Raw genomic sequence first — 15,648 nt, 5'->3', positions numbered from 1 at the left:
AACTATCCTGACGGAGGCGTCCATGTCCACTGAGACCTCCCACCGCATCGTGCGCCGGGTGCTGGCAGAGGGCGACTTCGTCGTCAACCATTCGATCGTGGTCGGTGACTCCGGACCCGCCGCGGTCCGCTTCGACCTGTGGCGAAACCCCGAGGGCGGAACGGTCGAACACTGGTCCGACGAGGAGGCCTGGGTGCCGGCGACGGTCAACGGGTACTCGCAGATCGACGGCGTCACGGCCGTCGACCACTCCGCAGACCCCGAGGAGACGCGGCGCATCGCCACCGAGACGGTCCAGAACATCCTGGTCGAGGGCAAGACGGCCGTGCTGGGTGACTACCTCGCCGGGGAGGACTACGTCCAGCACAACCCCCGTTTCGCCGACGGAGTCAGCGGGTTGGTCGCGGCGCTCACGGCGCTGGCCGAGCAGGGCGTCACCATGTCGTACGACGGGATCCGCCAGGTCGTCGTCGAGGGCGACTTCGCCTACCTGCGCTCGGAGGGTTCGTTCGCCGGGACGCCGTTCGTGTTCCACGACCTGTTCCGGGTCGCCGGCGGCAAGTGCGTCGAGCACTGGGACGTCATGGTTCCCCGCTCCTGACTCTTCCGTGGCCTCGGCTCCCGCGGGAGGAGTCCGAAGAGCCGCATGTCCCGGCTCTGCAGCCCCGCTGCCCCCTGGTCCGCTCGTGCCGGAGCAGCCGACGGGCGAACCCGCTGCCCGGGCAGGCGGCCTCAGCTGGGCAGTTGCTCGACCCCGGTCCGCAGTGCCTCCCCCCAGGGGGCGATGAAGGTGTGGGGGTTGGCCTGGGTGAGCACGCCGCGCAGCCAGTCGCCGCAGTCGCCGGCGAGCCGGGTGTGGCCGGCGCGGAGGGCGTCTTTGCCCAGGGCGAGCAGGAGACCGCCCCAGTATTCGGCGTGGTCGCCGAGGATGTAGCGCAGTTCGCCGCGGCCGGAGGCCACCGAGTAGCACATGTGGATCTCGCGGCCGGTCAGGCGCCAGCCGTCCGCGGCCGTGCCCGTGGCATCGCCGAGGGCGCGGGTGACGGCCTCGGCGGCGCCGGGCAGGAAGACGAGATGGCTACCGCGCAGGGTGGGCGACCAGTCCTCAACCTTGCTGCCGCCGTCCACGGTCAGCGCGTCGGCGAGATGGATCGCCCAACCCTGCTTCTCGGCACCGGTGGCGCGCAGGGCCTCGGCCAGGGTGTGCGGGCCCGGGGGCTCCAGGTACTCCGCCACGGCCCAGGTGGCTTCGCGCAGGGTGTCCTGCGGGGGCAGCAGGGAAAGGACCCCGGGGTCCAGCACATCGTCGGTGGGCTGTCCGGTGCGCTGCAGGACTGCGACCCGGCGGCCGAGGAGCTGGGAGGCGGAGGAGGTCAGTCTGTTGTGGGCGAGGAACTCGGCGAAGAGGCGTCCCACGTCGAAGGCGGAGTCCGCCAGCCTGCCGCGGCCCTGGCGGTGGTGGAGCAGCATGGCCCGCCCCGCGCAGTCCACCAGGGTGGCGAGCCCCGTGACGGCATCGGCGCCGTGGCCCATGTTGCGGGAGTTGTCGTTGTACAGACGGACCGCCTGGTCGTAGGCGGCGACGGCGAGTTCGGCGTCGCCGCTCTTCTCCTGGGTCCGGCCGAGGACGGCGGCGCTCCTGGCGAGGGCGTACCAGTCGTCGTACGCGGCGTCCACCGCGTCATTGGCCTGGTCCACTGCGCTGAGCAGGGCCCCGCTCCGCAGAGTGGCGAGTGGTTCGGTGCCGGGCTGCCCTTCGAGCGGGTCGTAGGTGGAGCCGGACTGCGGGGCAGAGGACCCGGGCAACGGCGTCCCCGGTAAGTGCGGTCGCGCGGTGCCCGATGCGCCGTCGTGCTGGTTTCTGTGCCGCCAGAACGCCATCCCGTGTTCCCCTTCCGAGACCTCTCGCGAGCAACAAGCCTGCGCTGAACGAATGTTCGCAGCGTGGTACGACCCCGACAAGGCCCGGTCGGTCCTCTCGCGCTGCGTTCGCTGGGGCCACGTCAACCGGATCAAGCTGCTCAAGCGCCAGGTGCGTCCGGCCGTGCCGACTTCGCGCTGTCGACGAGGAGAGTCCTGCTGCCGTGACGCACGCGGAACATCAGCAAGCGGGCAGATCGGCCGGACGGCCCACGGCATAGACCGTGACAGGCCCTTCGGCCGGAGGGCCGGGGACTCGGCCGGGCCCCAGCCGTAGCCCCAGCCGCGGGCCGTGGCGAGATCCAGGGCGCCGTAGTCGGTGCTGACCGCGGTGGCGACGACGGGGTCGCCGGGGTGGCGGGGGTCGAGCGGGAAGTTCCGGTGGCCGTCACGACACCCAGTCGCCACCCCCGCCTTGTCATGCGAGGGATGCCAGTGGGCGGCGCGTAGCGGTGTTCGATCAGGCGGCATCGGTCGGCCCATGCCGGCTCGCCTTCCTGCTAGCGTCCTGCGGTGATCTCTCTGGGGGAACCCGCGTTCTTCACCTGCCTGCGCGACGCGCGACGGGTGCTCGTCGCCGGTGCGGGCGGCGGCTTCGACGTGTACGCCGGGCTGCCGCTCGCACTCGCGTTGCGGTCGGCCGGCAAGGAGGTGCACCTCGCCAACCTGTCCTTCGCCGACCTGTACGGCCTGGACCTCGATGTGTGGGTGGACCAGGACGTCGCGGCCGTCGGGCCCGACACCCCCCTGCGCGGCGACTACTTCCCCGAACGGACGCTCGCCCAGTGGCTCGCGACGCAGGATCTGCCGTCGACCGTGTACGCGTTCCCGAGCATCGGGGTCGCTCCGCTGCGGGCGGCCTACCGGACGCTGATCACGCATCTCGGCGGTGTCGACGCGGTCGTGCTGGTGGACGGCGGGACCGACATCCTGATGCGCGGCGACGAACACGGTCTCGGCACCCCGGAGGAGGACATGGCGAGCCTGGCCGCCGTGAGCGGGCTCGACGAGGTCCCGCACCGGCTGGTGGCCTGCCTCGGCTTCGGGGTGGACGCGTATCACGGCGTGAACCACTCGCTCGTACTGGAGAACCTGGCCGCCCTGGACCGGGACGGCGCCTATCTCGGGGCGTTCTCGCTGCTGGGGGCGGCGCGGGAGGGCGCGCTGTATCTCGACGCGGTGGCGCACGCCCAGCGCCACACCGCGAGCCACCCGAGCATCGTGCACGGATCCGTCGCCGCCGCAGTGCGCGGTGACTTCGGCGACGTCCGGTTCACGGAGCGGACCAAGGGCGGCGAGTTGTTCGTCAACCCGCTGATGGCACTGTACTTCTGTGTGGACCTGCCCGGACTGGCCCGCCGCAACCTCTACCTCGGTCTGCTGGAACGGACTTCGCTGATGCGGCAGGTGAGTTCCGTGATCGAGGAGTTCCGCACCACGCTGCCCCGCCAGCGTCCGCCGCGGGCATTCCCGCACTGAGCCGTCCCCCGGTGCGGGCCGGGGTCCTGGCAGGGGCTCGCATGACACACTCGGTCCGGGTCGTCACAGGTGGCGGCGACGGGAGGTAGCACCTTGCTGACATTGGATTTGCACCCGATCTTCCGGAACAACCGCGACATCGAACTCGCGCTGCGGCAGATCGTCTTCCAGGCGAAAAGCACGGGGGAGCCCGTCGTGCAGATCATTCACGGAAAGGGCACCGGGCAGCTCAAGGGGCGCGTCCTCGCGTTCCTCGGCCAGAAGCACATCAGGAAGCTGTACGACCGCGTGGAGATCGACACGGTCAACACGGGGCGGATCCTGGTCCACTTCACGGCACGCCCCTGAGCTCTCTCCCGCCGGCGAAAGGGCCCGGCGAGCAGCAGTACGCTCGCCGGGCCCTCGGAGTCGAGGCGTCGGTGCTACCCGATGCCGTAGCCGGTGATCTCGCCCATCCACTTGATCAGGTCGCCCGGGTCCTCGTTGGCGCCGTGGCCGCCGTCCCAGTACATCTTGAGATTGACGTCGTCGCCGAGGTTCTGTGTCCTGAGGGCGAGGTTGGTGATCGCGGTCAGGGAGTGCGTGGTGTCACTGGTGCCGATCCGCAGCCACCAGTGCCTGGCCCGCCGGGGGTTGCGCTTCTCCAGGTAGTGCATCGGGTTGGCCAGCATGACCTTGTGCGGGATGTCGCTGTCGACCGTGGCGGTCCTGTCACCGGTCGCGTACCGAAGGCCGAAGTCGGTGAAGTGCCGGGCGTTGTGGGTCTCGTCGCCGAAGTAACCCGGCTCCGGCTCCGACAGGGCCTTGTCGTCGAAGGCGGGCACGGGACGGGACCGGCCGATGTGTGCGATGTAGCCGTCCCAGGAGAAGGACGCCTCGTCGCCCGACCACGTGATGAAGGGGTTGGCGGTCAGGTACGTCGTCCGGTCGGTGTCCGAGAGGGCCCGCAGGTGGCTGGTCGCGGCCGGCCGCACGTAGTTCTCCAGCAGGTAGCGGTCGTAGTTGGCGGCCGTCACCCGGCCGAACCCGCCCACGCCATGGAGACCGAGGGACGTCTGATAGGACGCGAACTGCGAGGTCAGCTCCTTCGAAGCCGTCTGGTCGACCAGCTCGCCGTCCAGCTCGGCCGAGCCGAACATCCACTCGTAGGCCTTGTCGGCGTTGCCGAGGTCGATGATGGGGCAGAAGACGGCGGAGGCGAACACCGCGTCGCTCGCCTCGGCCGCGCCGATCTCCCGGAGATAGGGCTCGAACAGCGAGCTGCCCACCGAGGCGCCCATCATCGAGGAGAAGTTGCCGCCGGCGCTGCCGCCGTTGGTGATGATCCTGCTGGGATCGCCCGGCAGCACGCCCCTGTTCTTGTGGACGTACCGCAGGGCCGCCTTCAGGTCGACGAGGGCGGCGGGGGCCTTGCCGTAGTACTTGCCGTCCTTGACGTTCTCCCGGCCGCGGGCACCCGAAGTCACCACGACATAGCCGGCGGCGAGGGCCAGCGCCGAGTTGTCGCCCTGGTCGCCCGCCCCGGGCGGCAGCGGGGCCGCGGACGTGGAGGTCGTGGTCGGAGCGGTGCTGGGGAAACCGCCGCCGGGGTTCGTGCCGCCGGTGGGTGTGCCGGAGAGGAAACCACCGAGCGGGATGGAGAAGAAGATCGGAGCACGGGAGGCGTCGAGGGCCCTCCCGTCGATCTCGACCGGCTCCTCGACGTTGAGGCACTGGTACGTCGCGTCCACGGGGTCGGCGACGTAGACGATGTTCTCCCAGAACCGGTAGGTGACGGTCTTGTCGGTGCCGTCGGCCGTCGTGACGGTCTTGGTCTCCGTCGTGTAGGAGTCCCTGGGAAACGTCAGCGAGTTTCCGGTCGACGCCGCAGCGCCCTGCGTTCCGCCGTAGTACCAGGCGGTTGCCGCGCCCGCCGCGGTGGCTGCCATACCGGAAAGGAAAATTCGGCGCTTCACATCATCACCTTTGTCGGAGTGCGGGTTCGGGATGACCTTTCGACCGCGGGCGACGCTCCTTGGCACGGTCGAGCGGTTGATGCTGTGCCTTTCCTGCGAAGGAGAGTCGCGCCGGGTCGATATCGGGTCATTCGGTCGCGCTTCCCCGGCACGGTCGGGTGAGACCGAAGTGGACACGAGGGCCGCGTCGTGTGGGGGGTGCGACGTGTTCAAACTGCCTTCTGAAAACCGGTTCGCGCGTCCCCTGAATGCCGTCTCTCGCGCATACGGTGAGCGCCGTATCGTGCCCCGCGGCATACGTGGGCCGGCGTAGGGCGAACCGGTGCCCGAACCCCTGGGCGACCGCACCGAGACCGCGAAGGTGCAGGTCGCGCCGTGTGTGCGGGCGGCCGCCGCCGGAAAGGCGGCAGCGGTGCGGCGCGACGGGCGGGGTGTCCCCGCCGGTTGCGGCGCGTACCGTGAACGGCGTGAACCGTGTGTGCGCACGCTGTTGCGAGAAAAGACCGGCCGGAGTCCGGCGATGGTGAGTGTGCCGGACGGAATCCGGAGCCGGGCGCTCGCCGACCCGTTCCTCGTCGACGGCTCGCTCGCCGTTCTCTGTGCGGCCCTCGTTTTCCCGGGGTTCCTGGGGAAGGGCGCCCCGGTGTGGCTCGCGATGCTGCTCGCCCTGTTCTCGGCCGGGCCCCTGACGGCGCGACGGAGCATGCCGCTGGCCGTGCTCGCGGCGACGACCGTCGTCTTTCTGGCGGCCCTCCTGTGGATGCGGGAGCCGGGCCCGGGAATGGTGTGCTGTCTCGTGGCCCTGTACTCCGCGGCCGTGGCGGCCCCCCGCACCCGTGCTCTCATCATCGGCGCGGTCACCGCGGTCGTGGTCCCGGTCATCACGCTTCTTGTGACAGGGCGTCACCTCCTCGACCCGGGCAACCTCGTGCTGATCGCCCTGCTCGGCGCGACCACCGCCATCGGGGATGCCACCAGGAACCGCCGCGCCTACATCCAGGCCATCAAGGACCGCGCCCTGCGCGCCGAGCGAACCCGGGAGGTGGAGGCACGCCGACGGGTGGCCGAGGAGCGTCTGCGCCTCGCCCGCGACCTGCACGACATCGTGGCCCACAGCATCACGGTGATCAACTTCCAGGCCGGGGCGGCCGTCCACCTGCTGCGCCGGCAGCCCGAAGCGGCCGAAGCGGCCATCGAGCACGTCATCGCGGCGAGCGGCAGCACGCTGGCCGAACTCGGCACCATGCTGACCGTCCTGCGCCAGCCCGACGGCGAACCGCTCCCTCCGGAGCCCATGCCCACCCTCGACCGCCTCGACGATCTCCTCGACGGCTTCCGGGCCGCCGGCCTGACGATCGACATCCAGCGCGGCGGACGGAACCTCGGCCTGAGCCCGGCCGTCAGCATGGCCGGCTACCGCATCATCCAGGAGTCGCTGACCAACGCACTCAAGTACGCCACGCCCCGGACCGCGACGGTCCGCCTGTCCTTCGCCGCGCATCGGCTGCGGATCACGGTGGTCAACCCGGTGGCCCGCGACGAGGTCCGGCCGAGCTCCTCCGCCACGCCCGCGGTACCGTCCGCGGCGCGCTGGGGCACCGGTCGTGGCCTGCTGGGCCTGCGCGAGCGGGCCGCCTCCGTCGGCGGTCGCCTCGACGTCGAGGCGGGCCCCGAGGAGTTCAGCGTGGACGCCTTCCTTCCCGCATCCCGGACGAAGCCCTGAGCCGCGGGCTCCGGCTTCCGGCTTCCGGTTTCCCGCTACCGGTCCGCGGCCGCGGGGCGCACCAGGCCCGTCTGGTACGCGATCACCACGAGCTGTGCCCGGTCCCGGGCCCGGAGTTTGGCCATGGCGCGATGGACATGGGTGCGGACGGTCTGGCGGGAGATGATCAGGTGGTCGGCGATCGCCTCGTTGGACAGCCCCTCGGCCACCAGCGCCACGATCTCCCGCTCACGGTCGGTGAGTCCGGACAGTTCCCCGGACCGGACGGGCGGCGGTCCGTCGGGGAGCGCGAGGTACCTCGTGATCAACGTCTGCGTGGCCCTGGGCGACAGCAGAGCCTCGCCGCGCGCCGCGACCCGGATGGCCTCCGGCAGTTCCGCGGGGCGCATTCCCTTCCCCAGAAAGCCGCACGCCCCGGCCCGCAGTGCCTGCAGGACGTACTCGTCCACCTCGTAGGTGGTGAGGATGACGATGCGGACGTCGTCCAGGTCGGGATCCGCGGCGATCTCCCGCGTGGCCGCCAGGCCGTCCAGCTCCGGCATGCGGATGTCCATCAGCACGACGTCAGGTGTGGTGCGGCGGACGATCTCGATGGCCTCGCGGCCGGTCTCGGCCTCTCCCACCACCTCCAGATCGTCGGCCGAGTCGATCAGAATGCGGAACCCGCCCCGCAACAGAGCTTGGTCGTCGGCGATGACCACCCGGATCGAGGCGTCGTTCATGCCGTCACCCTACGGCAAAACGGAGACTTCGTCTCCGGCTACGAAGGGGGCGGTCACGGCGGTGCCCCACAGGGCGGGCGTCGGCCCGTGGGACGCGCGGGTGGCGTGGCGTGGCGGGGCGGGGCGTGGCGAGGCGAGGCGTGGCGTGGCGTGGCGGGGCGCGGCACGGCCAGGTACGGCGCGGGGTGCAGCGAGGTGCGGCGCCTCCTGCCGCCCGCGGTCCGCAGGCCGCCTCGCCACGTGGACCGTCGCACGCAGCCGCGCTCCGGTCTGCCGACCCGCGCCGCCTCCGCCCGCCCCGGTGCCGGGACGGTGACGGGGGCAGCGACCGGGAGGGGCATCGGCCGGGCCCGGCCACGCAACCATGGCCGCAGCCGCAGCCGCAGCCGCAGCCGCAGCCGGATGGCCGTCCGCCGGGCTCAACCGTCCGGATGGCCGCCCGCCGGGCTCAGCCGTCCGGATGGCCGCCGGCGGCCGATGTGGCCGACGCATCCGGCACCGTGGACGTGTCCGCCCGGACGGCTCGCTTCGCCGCCTGGATCTGCTCGTAGACATGCGTCCGCAGTTCGGTGAAACGGGGCGCGACCCGGGTGTGCAGTTGATCCCGTTCGTCGGGCAGATCGATCCGGAGCTCGTCCTGCACGACGGTCGGCGAGGCGGAGAGGACGATCACCCGCTCGCCGAGGTAGACCGCCTCGTCGATGTCGTGCGTGACGAACAGGACGGTGATCCCGCGCTCCCGCCACAGCGCCCGCACCAGGTCCTCCAGGTCGGCGCGGGTCTGCGCGTCGACCGCCGCGAACGGCTCGTCCATCAGCAGGACCTGGGGCTCGTAGGCCAGCGCCCGGGCGATCGCCACGCGCTGCTGCATCCCCCCGGACAACTGCCAGGGATACGCGTCGGCGGCGTCCGGCAGCCCCACCGACCGCAGGGCGTCGGTGACCAGTTCCCGGCGTCTAGCCTTCGGTGTCCCCTTCTCCTTCAGGGGGAGTTCGACATTGTCGGCGACCCTCATCCAGGGGAAAAGGCTGCGCCCGTACTCCTGGAAGACGATCGCCATGCCGCGCGGCGGGCCGGTCACCGGCACGCCGTCGAGGAGCACCTGTCCCGCCGACGGACTGAGCAGTCCGCCCATGCACTTCAGCAAGGTCGTCTTGCCGCAGCCCGACGGGCCCACCAGACAGACGAGTTCACCGGCCTTCACCGTGAAGGTGAGATCGCGGACCGCCTCCACCTGCCGGCCGGACCCCTGATAGATCTTCCTCAGGCCACGTACGTCGAGCATGGTTTCGCCCTTTCGGAATGTTCACTCATGACCGCCGGGTGGACGCGCGCAGCCCGTGGTACCAGCCGAGCACCCGGCGCTCGACGACCTGGAAGGCGAGGGAGAGCAGGAATCCGAGCAGGCCCAGGAGCAGGATTCCGGTCCACATGTCGGGGATGGCGAAACTGCGCTGGAACTGCACGACGGTGAAGCCGATGCCGTTGTTCGCAGCGAACATCTCGCTGATGACCATGAGGATGATGCCGACGGAGAGGGCCTGGCGCAGACCGGCGACGATCTGCGGACTCGCCGCGCGCAGCACCAGGTGGCGCAGCCGTCCGACGCCATGGATGTGATACGAGCGCGCCGTCTCCAGCATGACCGAGTCGACCGCGCGCACGCCCTCCACCGTGTTGAGCAGGATCGGCCAGACACAGCCGCTCGCGATCACCAGGATCTTCATCGTGTCGCCGATGCCCGCGAACAGCATGAGCACCGGCACCAGTACCGGGGGCGGCACGGCACGCAGGAACTCCAGCACGGGCTCGCAGAAGGCCCGCACCCCACGGTGGGAACCGATGAGCGTGCCCAGGCCGACGCCCACGACACCCGCGAGCGCGCAGCCGGCGGCCAGCCGCAGCAGGCTGGGCACCAGGTCGGTGCGCAGACGCTCGCCGGTCCACACCGAGGGAAAGGTCCGGAAGATCGTGCGCAGCGGCGGCCAGAACGGGTCGGTGCTGCCGCTCGACGCGACCCACCACAGCGCCAGCAGCACCGCGGGCAGGCCGACCGCGAACAGCACCTGCCGGGTCAGCGCCCTCACAGGACGGCCTCCCCGCGTACGGACTGGTGCCATGCCAGCGCCCGCCGCTCCACCGCCCGGGCCCCCAGGTTGATCAGGAGCCCCAGGACTCCGGTCACCGTGATCAGCGCGTACATGTCGGGCACGGCCTGCGACGCCTGGGCCACCGCGATCAGCGAACCCAACCCCGGTGCCCCGATGACCAGTTCGGCCGTGATGGCCAGCACCAGGGCGACCGCCGCGGCGAGCCGGATCCCGGTCATGACGTAGGGCAGGGCCGTCGGCCAGATCACGTGCCGGATGCGCGCCCGGGTCCCGAGTCCGTACGACCGTGCCGTCTCGTCGGCGACGGGGTCGACGTCCTGGACGCCGTACAGCACCTGGACGAGCACCTGCCAGAACGACGCGTACACCACCAGCAGGAGCACCGAGCGCAGTTCGGTGCCGTACAGCAGCACCGCCAGCGGGATCAGTGCCACGGACGGGATGGGACGCAGGAACTCGATCGTCGACGCCGTCACCTGGCGGAGAAACGGCACGACGGTGATGAGTAGGCCGCAGAGGACGGCCGCGCCCGCCGCGATCGCCAGGCCGATCACCCAGCCGGTCAGCGTGTCCCCGAGCGCCGACCAGAAGGCGCCGTCGCCGAGTTCCCCGCCCAGCGCGCCGGCGATCCTGCTCGGCGGCGCGAAGTAGTCGGCGTCGACCAGGCCGAGCCGTGGCACGGCCTCGCCGAGGGCGAGGAAGGTCGCGAGCCCCGCCGCTCCGAGTGCGATGTCCGGACTTCTCACGGCAGCAGCTCGTCCAGGTCCGGGGCGGTCTTGAACAGGCCGTCCTGCTCGCCGAGTTGCTCCAGCGTCTCCACCGAGGACCGGCTGATGTCCTGCGGCCACTTCGGCAGGGTCATCTTCGAGACGACGGAGGACGGGATCTGCGTGTACGTGGAGACCACGTCGCGGACCTCGTCCGGGTGGCCGTTCGCGTAGGCCAGCGCCTCCGCCGTGGCCTTCTGGAACTTGCTCACCACCTGGGGGTTCTGCTTCGCGTACTTCTGCGAGGTGAAGTACATGGCGACGGTGAGATCCTTGGCCACGTCCACGTAAGGTGACGCGATCTCCACGCCTCCCTGGTTCAGTACGGTGGTCAGCGCGGGCTCGACCGTCATCGCGGCGTCCACCTGTCCCTTCTCCAGGGCTGCGGGCATCTGGTCGAAGGCCAGCTCCACGAACTTCACCTTCGACGCGTCACCTCCGGCCTTGCGCACGGACTCGCGGACCGAGGTGTCGAGGATGTTGTTCAGCGTGTTGACGGCGACCGTCCTGCCCTCCAGGTCCTTCGCGGACTTGAGGGAGCTGCCCTTCTTCACGACCAGCGCGCCGTAGTCGTGGCCCTCCACACCGGTGGATGCCGCGCCGTTGGAGACCGCCTTCACCTGGACGTCGTTGCTCTGCGCGATCATCAGCGAAGTCGTGTTGCTGAAACCGAACTGGAACTGGCCGCTGACCACGCCCGGCACGATGGCCGAGCCGCCCTGCGCCGTGGTCATCGAGACGCTGAGACCGTATTTCTTGTAGATCCCCTTCTTCTGGCCGAGATAGACGGGGGCCACATCGACGATCGGAATGACTCCGACCTTGACGTTGGTGATACCGCCGCTGTCCGACGCGGAGCCGTCGGAATTGCCGGACGAACCACAGGCCGTGGCCCCGAGCAGAAGCGAGGCGGCGACGATGCCGACGAATAGGCGTTGCATTTTCTGTCCTCCCGCGGCCGCATCGGAAATGTTCCGGCCGGTCCGCGCGCAATGAGATGTGGCAGGGAGAAAGACGAAGGGTCAGGACATGGCGTCGAGTTCGACGTGCCAAAGGTGTCGCCCGCGGCTCACCCGCACATCCCCCGGACACCGTCACTGGCCCGTACGACGTCTGCCGTACGACGGGTGAGGGATACGTTCACAGCCGTAGCGAGCCCATTGTCAGTGGCCCCGCATACGGTTGCCCCATGGATCGACAGCGGTCGTCGCCTCGCCGAGAGGACAACAGCGGAACCCCGACGCACGGGGCAGGAGCGGTCGAGAGGCATGGGGCCGGGTAATCGCCTGGCTTGAACGGAACGACCCTGAAACTCTGGCCGCGCTCGGCGGCCCGGGGAGCCACGCCGCCATCAGAGAAGCCGAACTGCGCATGGGCCTGGACCTGCCGGCCGATATGCGGCAGTGGCTGCTGGCGAACGACATCGACGCCGGCAGGCAACCCGAAGATCAGTCCTGTCTGGTGGCGCTGGGGTGCCAGATGGACATCCCCGGCGGCCATCTCCTTCTCGGGCTGACGGACATTCAGCGGGTCTACCTCAGCCGCACGGGCTTGGAGGAGATGCAGCCGTCCGCAGACCCCGACCACCCGTTCTGGCGTCGTGAGTGGGTGCCCATCGCCGCGGAGAGCGACGGTCTCTACGGGACGTTCCTGGACACGCTCAGCGGAACCATCGGTACCTGGGACGAGGCATACGGTCCCGAGGAGGGCGTGTACGCCTCGTTGTCCGCCTTCTTCCAGGAGACGGCGGACCGACTGGAGGGGGTGTCCTCGGGAGACTGGAGAGGCCCTGGCGGGTCTGCCAGGCACCGTATGCTCGATCCCCGTCCCGAGGACGAACCGGTACGCCTGTGGGCACGCGCCAACGGTTATCTCGTCAATGATCGTGGACGTGTCCCCGCGTCCGTCCGCGAGGCCTACGAGATGTCACAGAGGTGAGTACCGGCTCCGGCCGCGCCGGCCGACGACCAGCGGTTGGGCCGCCCTGCCCGCCGTCACCGCCTGGTTCGTACGGCTGACACGGTGCTGATGAAAGGAACGGGGCGCTGCCGGACACGGACAGGTCGTGGAATCCATGACGGAACAGGAGACGCGTCGGCAGCGGCGCGCGCGCTTCGAAAGTCTGGCGCACGTGGTGACGGAACCCCTGCACCGGTATCTGTTGCGGCGAACTGCCCCTGACATGGTCGAGGACGTCCTGTCCGAGACGATGCTGGTGCTGTGGCGTCGCATCGACCATGTACCCGGGCTGGGAACCGGTTCCCTGCCCGACCGCGATGACGTGCTCCCCTGGTGTTACGGGGTGGCACGGGGCTGCCTGGCCAACGCCCGCCGGGCGGACGGCCGCAGGCTCCGCCTGGTGGAACGGCTGACGCACGCTCAGCAGGCGCCCGCGGAAGCGGCCGCCGACCACAGCGACCTGCACTCCGCGCTGAACGCGCTCGGGGAGCTGGATCGTGAGGTGGTGCGGCTGTGGGCGTGGGAGGGGCTGGCACCGCGGCAGATCGCGGAGGTGACCGGGCTGACGTCCAATGCGGTGAGCATGCGGCTTCACCGGGCGAAAAAGAAACTCGCCGATCGGCTGCAGCCGGGGCGAAAGAATTCCGAGCGCCCCGGACACAAGGTGAATGAAGAAAGGAGCAGTCAGTGAATGACGACGAGTTGCTGGCCCTGTTGAGGGCCGGGGATCCGGCACTGACCTCACGAGCTCCGCTGCCCGACATCGATCGCCTTGTGGAGGCTGCCTTGAACACCGATTCCGCGCTCCGACCGGAGAACACCGCCACCGACACCACGCCCACGGCAAAGGCCACCGCGCGAAGGGGACGCCGGAGTCTCCTCGGGCTCGCAGCGGCTGCCGCACTGCTTCTCGGAGGTGGAATCACCGCGGGAATTGCGGCGAATTCCGGCAACGGCCACTCGACCACGGCCGGCGCCTCGCTGAACCTGACCCTCCCCGGCAGCAGCGCCCAGGGCAAGTGCCAGGCGCCGGTCCCCGACCAGCTGGCCGGATACCCGACGCTCTTCTACGGGACGGCCACCTCCGTGAAGGGCCCCCTGGTCACCTTCCACGTCGATCACTGGCTGCGCGGGGGCGGCACGCACACGGTCGTGGTGAGCAGCGACCCCGACTTCCCGGAGAGTCTGACCTTCACGGTCGGGGAGCACTACATCGTGGCCGCCGACAAGGACGGCACCATTCCCTCGTGCGGCGCGAACTGGGCCTCGGACGAGACCTGGAAGGAATTCCGCCAGGCCTTGGCGAACTGATGGCGAACTGAGGCCACGACCTCGGATCTCTCCTGCGCCGAAGTAACGAGGCGACGAGGGCGTTCCCGGGCACCGCGACGAGATGGTCGTGGTGCCCGGGAACACCTGCCGAGCGATGCGGGCCGGGCCGGGCCGTGAAAGCTTCGACGTGCCCTCGCCGCCGGTCGGTGTCGGCCTGGGCGGCGGCGGCCGGACCTAGCTCCGGTCGTCGGCCTCCAGTACCGGCCGGCTCACTGTCCCGGTGACCGGGGGAGCGGGGGCGAGGCCGGCTCCCCGGGTCGCTCGTCGGGCGAGCGGTACGAGGGAGACGGCGATCGCGCCGCCCACTCCGGCCAGGGCGAAGACGGTGAAGCCCCAGCTGTCGTGGCCGTTGTCGGCCAGCGCGCCGACCAGCCAGGGGCCGAGCACCGCGCCGCTGCGGCCGACCCCGGTCACCCAGCCCAGCCCGGTGGCCCGTGCCCTCTCCGGGTAGACGGTGCTGGTGGCGGCGTAGACCATGACCTGCGCGCTGAAGAGCCAGATCCCGGTGACGGCCACCACGACATAGGTGACGGCCAGCGACAAGTGCGTCTGGAGCAGCAGTGCGCCGACCGCCGTGAGGACGAACCAGATCGCCGAGACCCGTACCGCGCCGTAGCGGTCGGCGGTGCGGCCGGCGATCAGCATGCCGACGATTCCGCCCGCGTTGATCACGAGCAGGAAGCTGACCGAGGAGGTCATGCCGTAGCCGGAGGCCAGCATCATCTGCGGCAGCCAGGTGCTGACGCCGTAGACCAGGAGCAGACCGCAGAAGGACGCGAGCCACAGGAGCGGCGTCGCGAAGCGGGACTCGGGGGCGAACAGGGCGCGTACCGCATCCAGGCGACCCTTCGCACCCGCAACCGGTGCTGTGGCCGGGACGGCCCGCGGCAGCCCGTACCGGTCGGTGATCGCGTCGGCACGGTCCCGCCGTCCCTGCGCGAGCAGGACCCCGGGCGACTCCGGCATCAGCTTCAGCAGCAGCGGTACGGCGATCACGGCGGGGATCACGCCGGCCCAGAACACCCAGCGCCAGCCCGCCGCCGGGGCGAGCGTCAGACCGAGGCCGGTGGCGGCCATTCCGCCCACGTGGTAACTGGTCATCAGCAGGCCGGTTGCCAGGGCGATTCGGCGGGGCGGGGCGAACTCCATGACGATGGCGAGGCACAGCGGCATCAGCCCGCCGAGCCCGAGGCCGGCCAGGAACCGGCCGGTGCCGAACAGCGCGGGGTCCGCGGCCGCGGCGCACACGGCCGAGCCGGCGGAGAAGAGGCTCACGCTGGCCACGAGCACGGGCCTGCGTCCGACCCAGTCGGTGATGTTTCCGGCGGTGAGCGCTCCCACGAGCATGCCGAACGTGGTCCAGCTGCCGATGGTTCCGGCGGTGGCTTTGCTGAGGCCGAGATTGCTGTCCTCGAGCAAATGCGGCAGGACGGCGCCGTAGATGTTGACGTCCATGCCGTCGAAGAAGACGGCGAGCCAGCACAGGGCGAGGACCGGGGCGACGGTACGCAGGGTGCGGGCGGCCCGGGGAGGCGTGTCGGGCGGAGACATGGCTGTGCCGAAGGCGGGCATGGAGGCTCCAGAGGGGGTTCGTGCGCGGCTCGGTCGCAGCCTTCGGGCGGACCTGCCCACGGCTGCCGGCGCGAATGTTCGGACAGTGAAGATTTCTTCAGCGACCGG

General features: G+C 70.3%; 15 protein-coding genes and 1 pseudogene. 8 read left to right on the top strand and 8 right to left on the bottom strand.

Features of this window, described 5'->3' with window-relative positions; translation table 11 throughout:
* Positions 1-22: 22 nt before the first annotated feature.
* Positions 23-601, top strand: a complete 579-nt coding sequence (locus tag ACFWPQ_RS21350) for a nuclear transport factor 2 family protein (protein WP_384036784.1) — start codon at positions 23-25, stop codon at positions 599-601.
* Positions 602-732: 131 nt separating this feature from the next.
* Here ACFWPQ_RS21350 and ACFWPQ_RS21345 read toward each other — a convergent pair whose 3' ends face one another.
* On the bottom strand, positions 733-1,806 hold the full coding sequence (locus tag ACFWPQ_RS21345; RefSeq protein ID WP_384036781.1) for a hypothetical protein: 1,074 nt from the start codon (positions 1,804-1,806) through the stop codon (positions 733-735).
* 627 nt (positions 1,807-2,433) lie between these two features.
* Here ACFWPQ_RS21345 and ACFWPQ_RS21340 point away from each other — a divergent pair.
* Positions 2,434-3,399 (top strand): DUF1152 domain-containing protein, encoded by a 966-nt coding sequence (locus ACFWPQ_RS21340; RefSeq protein WP_384036778.1) that lies wholly within the window; start codon positions 2,434-2,436, stop codon positions 3,397-3,399.
* 93 nt (positions 3,400-3,492) lie between these two features.
* Positions 3,493-3,747, top strand: a complete 255-nt coding sequence (locus ACFWPQ_RS21335) for a Smr/MutS family protein (RefSeq protein WP_384036776.1) — start codon at positions 3,493-3,495, stop codon at positions 3,745-3,747.
* 74 nt (positions 3,748-3,821) lie between these two features.
* Here the strand turns inward: ACFWPQ_RS21335 and ACFWPQ_RS21330 are convergent, their stop codons facing one another.
* On the bottom strand, positions 3,822-5,327 hold the full coding sequence (locus ACFWPQ_RS21330) for a subtype B tannase (RefSeq protein ID WP_384036773.1): 1,506 nt from the start codon (positions 5,325-5,327) through the stop codon (positions 3,822-3,824).
* Between the two features lie 547 nt (positions 5,328-5,874).
* Here ACFWPQ_RS21330 and ACFWPQ_RS21325 point away from each other — a divergent pair.
* Positions 5,875-7,077 (top strand): sensor histidine kinase, encoded by a 1,203-nt coding sequence (locus tag ACFWPQ_RS21325; protein WP_384036770.1) that lies wholly within the window; start codon positions 5,875-5,877, stop codon positions 7,075-7,077.
* Between the two features lie 35 nt (positions 7,078-7,112).
* On the opposite strand, the gene ACFWPQ_RS21320 is transcribed toward ACFWPQ_RS21325, so the two are convergent.
* The 5 genes from ACFWPQ_RS21320 to ACFWPQ_RS21300 all read right to left on the bottom strand — a co-directional run bounded on the left by ACFWPQ_RS21320 (position 7,113) and on the right by ACFWPQ_RS21300 (position 11,618).
* On the bottom strand, positions 7,113-7,799 hold the full coding sequence (locus ACFWPQ_RS21320; RefSeq protein WP_384036767.1) for a response regulator: 687 nt from the start codon (positions 7,797-7,799) through the stop codon (positions 7,113-7,115).
* Positions 7,800-8,247: 448 nt separating this feature from the next.
* Entirely contained in the window at positions 8,248-9,084 is an 837-nt protein-coding gene (locus ACFWPQ_RS21315; RefSeq protein WP_384036763.1) for an ABC transporter ATP-binding protein, read from the bottom strand.
* A gap of 25 nt (positions 9,085-9,109) precedes the next feature.
* Positions 9,110-9,919 carry an ABC transporter permease gene (locus ACFWPQ_RS21310; RefSeq protein WP_384036761.1) on the bottom strand — a complete coding sequence of 270 codons (810 nt, stop codon included), beginning with the start codon at positions 9,917-9,919 and terminating at the stop codon, positions 9,110-9,112.
* The gene (locus ACFWPQ_RS21305; protein ID WP_384036757.1) at positions 9,883-10,656 is read right to left on the bottom strand and encodes an ABC transporter permease; all 774 of its coding nucleotides are present in this window, start codon (positions 10,654-10,656) and stop codon (positions 9,883-9,885) included. The genes ACFWPQ_RS21310 and ACFWPQ_RS21305 overlap by 37 nt, the downstream gene beginning before the upstream one ends.
* On the bottom strand, positions 10,653-11,618 hold the full coding sequence (locus ACFWPQ_RS21300; RefSeq protein ID WP_384036753.1) for an ABC transporter substrate-binding protein: 966 nt from the start codon (positions 11,616-11,618) through the stop codon (positions 10,653-10,655). The genes ACFWPQ_RS21305 and ACFWPQ_RS21300 overlap by 4 nt, the downstream gene beginning before the upstream one ends.
* A 241-nt stretch (positions 11,619-11,859) precedes the next feature.
* On the opposite strand from ACFWPQ_RS21300, the pseudogene ACFWPQ_RS21295 reads away from it, so the two are divergent.
* From ACFWPQ_RS21295 to ACFWPQ_RS21280, 4 genes and pseudogenes are all read left to right on the top strand, one after another.
* A pseudogene (locus tag ACFWPQ_RS21295) lies at positions 11,860-12,405 on the top strand (SMI1/KNR4 family protein); the annotation flags it as partial.
* 84 nt (positions 12,406-12,489) lie between these two features.
* A complete protein-coding gene (locus ACFWPQ_RS21290) occupies positions 12,490-12,615 on the top strand; it encodes a histone-like nucleoid-structuring protein Lsr2 (protein ID WP_384036913.1) in 126 nt (41 codons plus the stop codon).
* A gap of 136 nt (positions 12,616-12,751) precedes the next feature.
* Complete coding sequence (locus ACFWPQ_RS21285) at positions 12,752-13,327, top strand: RNA polymerase sigma factor (protein WP_384036911.1); 576 nt, start codon at positions 12,752-12,754, stop codon at positions 13,325-13,327.
* 95 nt (positions 13,328-13,422) lie between these two features.
* The gene (locus tag ACFWPQ_RS21280; protein WP_384036750.1) at positions 13,423-13,947 is read left to right on the top strand and encodes a hypothetical protein; all 525 of its coding nucleotides are present in this window, start codon (positions 13,423-13,425) and stop codon (positions 13,945-13,947) included.
* A gap of 195 nt (positions 13,948-14,142) precedes the next feature.
* Here ACFWPQ_RS21280 and ACFWPQ_RS21275 read toward each other — a convergent pair whose 3' ends face one another.
* Positions 14,143-15,540, bottom strand: a complete 1,398-nt coding sequence (locus ACFWPQ_RS21275; RefSeq protein ID WP_384036747.1) for an MFS transporter — start codon at positions 15,538-15,540, stop codon at positions 14,143-14,145.
* Positions 15,541-15,648 lie beyond the last annotated feature (108 nt).

This window comes from Streptomyces sp. NPDC058464 (assembly GCF_042721035.1).
Taxonomy (GTDB): Bacteria; Actinomycetota; Actinomycetes; order Streptomycetales; family Streptomycetaceae; genus Streptomyces.
This window is presented reverse-complemented; position numbering and strand designations above follow the sequence as displayed.

Coding starts and splice junctions, on each gene's coding strand:
- ACFWPQ_RS21350 (WP_384036784.1), top strand. CDS start 23: ATGTCCACTGAGACCTCCCACCGCATCGTGCGCCGGGTGCTGGCAGAG.
- ACFWPQ_RS21330 (WP_384036773.1), bottom strand. CDS start 5,327: ATGGCAGCCACCGCGGCGGGCGCGGCAACCGCCTGGTACTACGGCGGA.
- ACFWPQ_RS21325 (WP_384036770.1), top strand. CDS start 5,875: ATGGTGAGTGTGCCGGACGGAATCCGGAGCCGGGCGCTCGCCGACCCG.
- ACFWPQ_RS21320 (WP_384036767.1), bottom strand. CDS start 7,799: ATGAACGACGCCTCGATCCGGGTGGTCATCGCCGACGACCAAGCTCTG.
- ACFWPQ_RS21315 (WP_384036763.1), bottom strand. CDS start 9,084: ATGCTCGACGTACGTGGCCTGAGGAAGATCTATCAGGGGTCCGGCCGG.
- ACFWPQ_RS21310 (WP_384036761.1), bottom strand. CDS start 9,919: ATGGCACCAGTCCGTACGCGGGGAGGCCGTCCTGTGAGGGCGCTGACC.
- ACFWPQ_RS21300 (WP_384036753.1), bottom strand. CDS start 11,618: ATGCAACGCCTATTCGTCGGCATCGTCGCCGCCTCGCTTCTGCTCGGG.
- ACFWPQ_RS21290 (WP_384036913.1), top strand. CDS start 12,490: ATGCTCGATCCCCGTCCCGAGGACGAACCGGTACGCCTGTGGGCACGC.
- ACFWPQ_RS21285 (WP_384036911.1), top strand. CDS start 12,752: ATGACGGAACAGGAGACGCGTCGGCAGCGGCGCGCGCGCTTCGAAAGT.
- ACFWPQ_RS21275 (WP_384036747.1), bottom strand. CDS start 15,540: ATGCCCGCCTTCGGCACAGCCATGTCTCCGCCCGACACGCCTCCCCGG.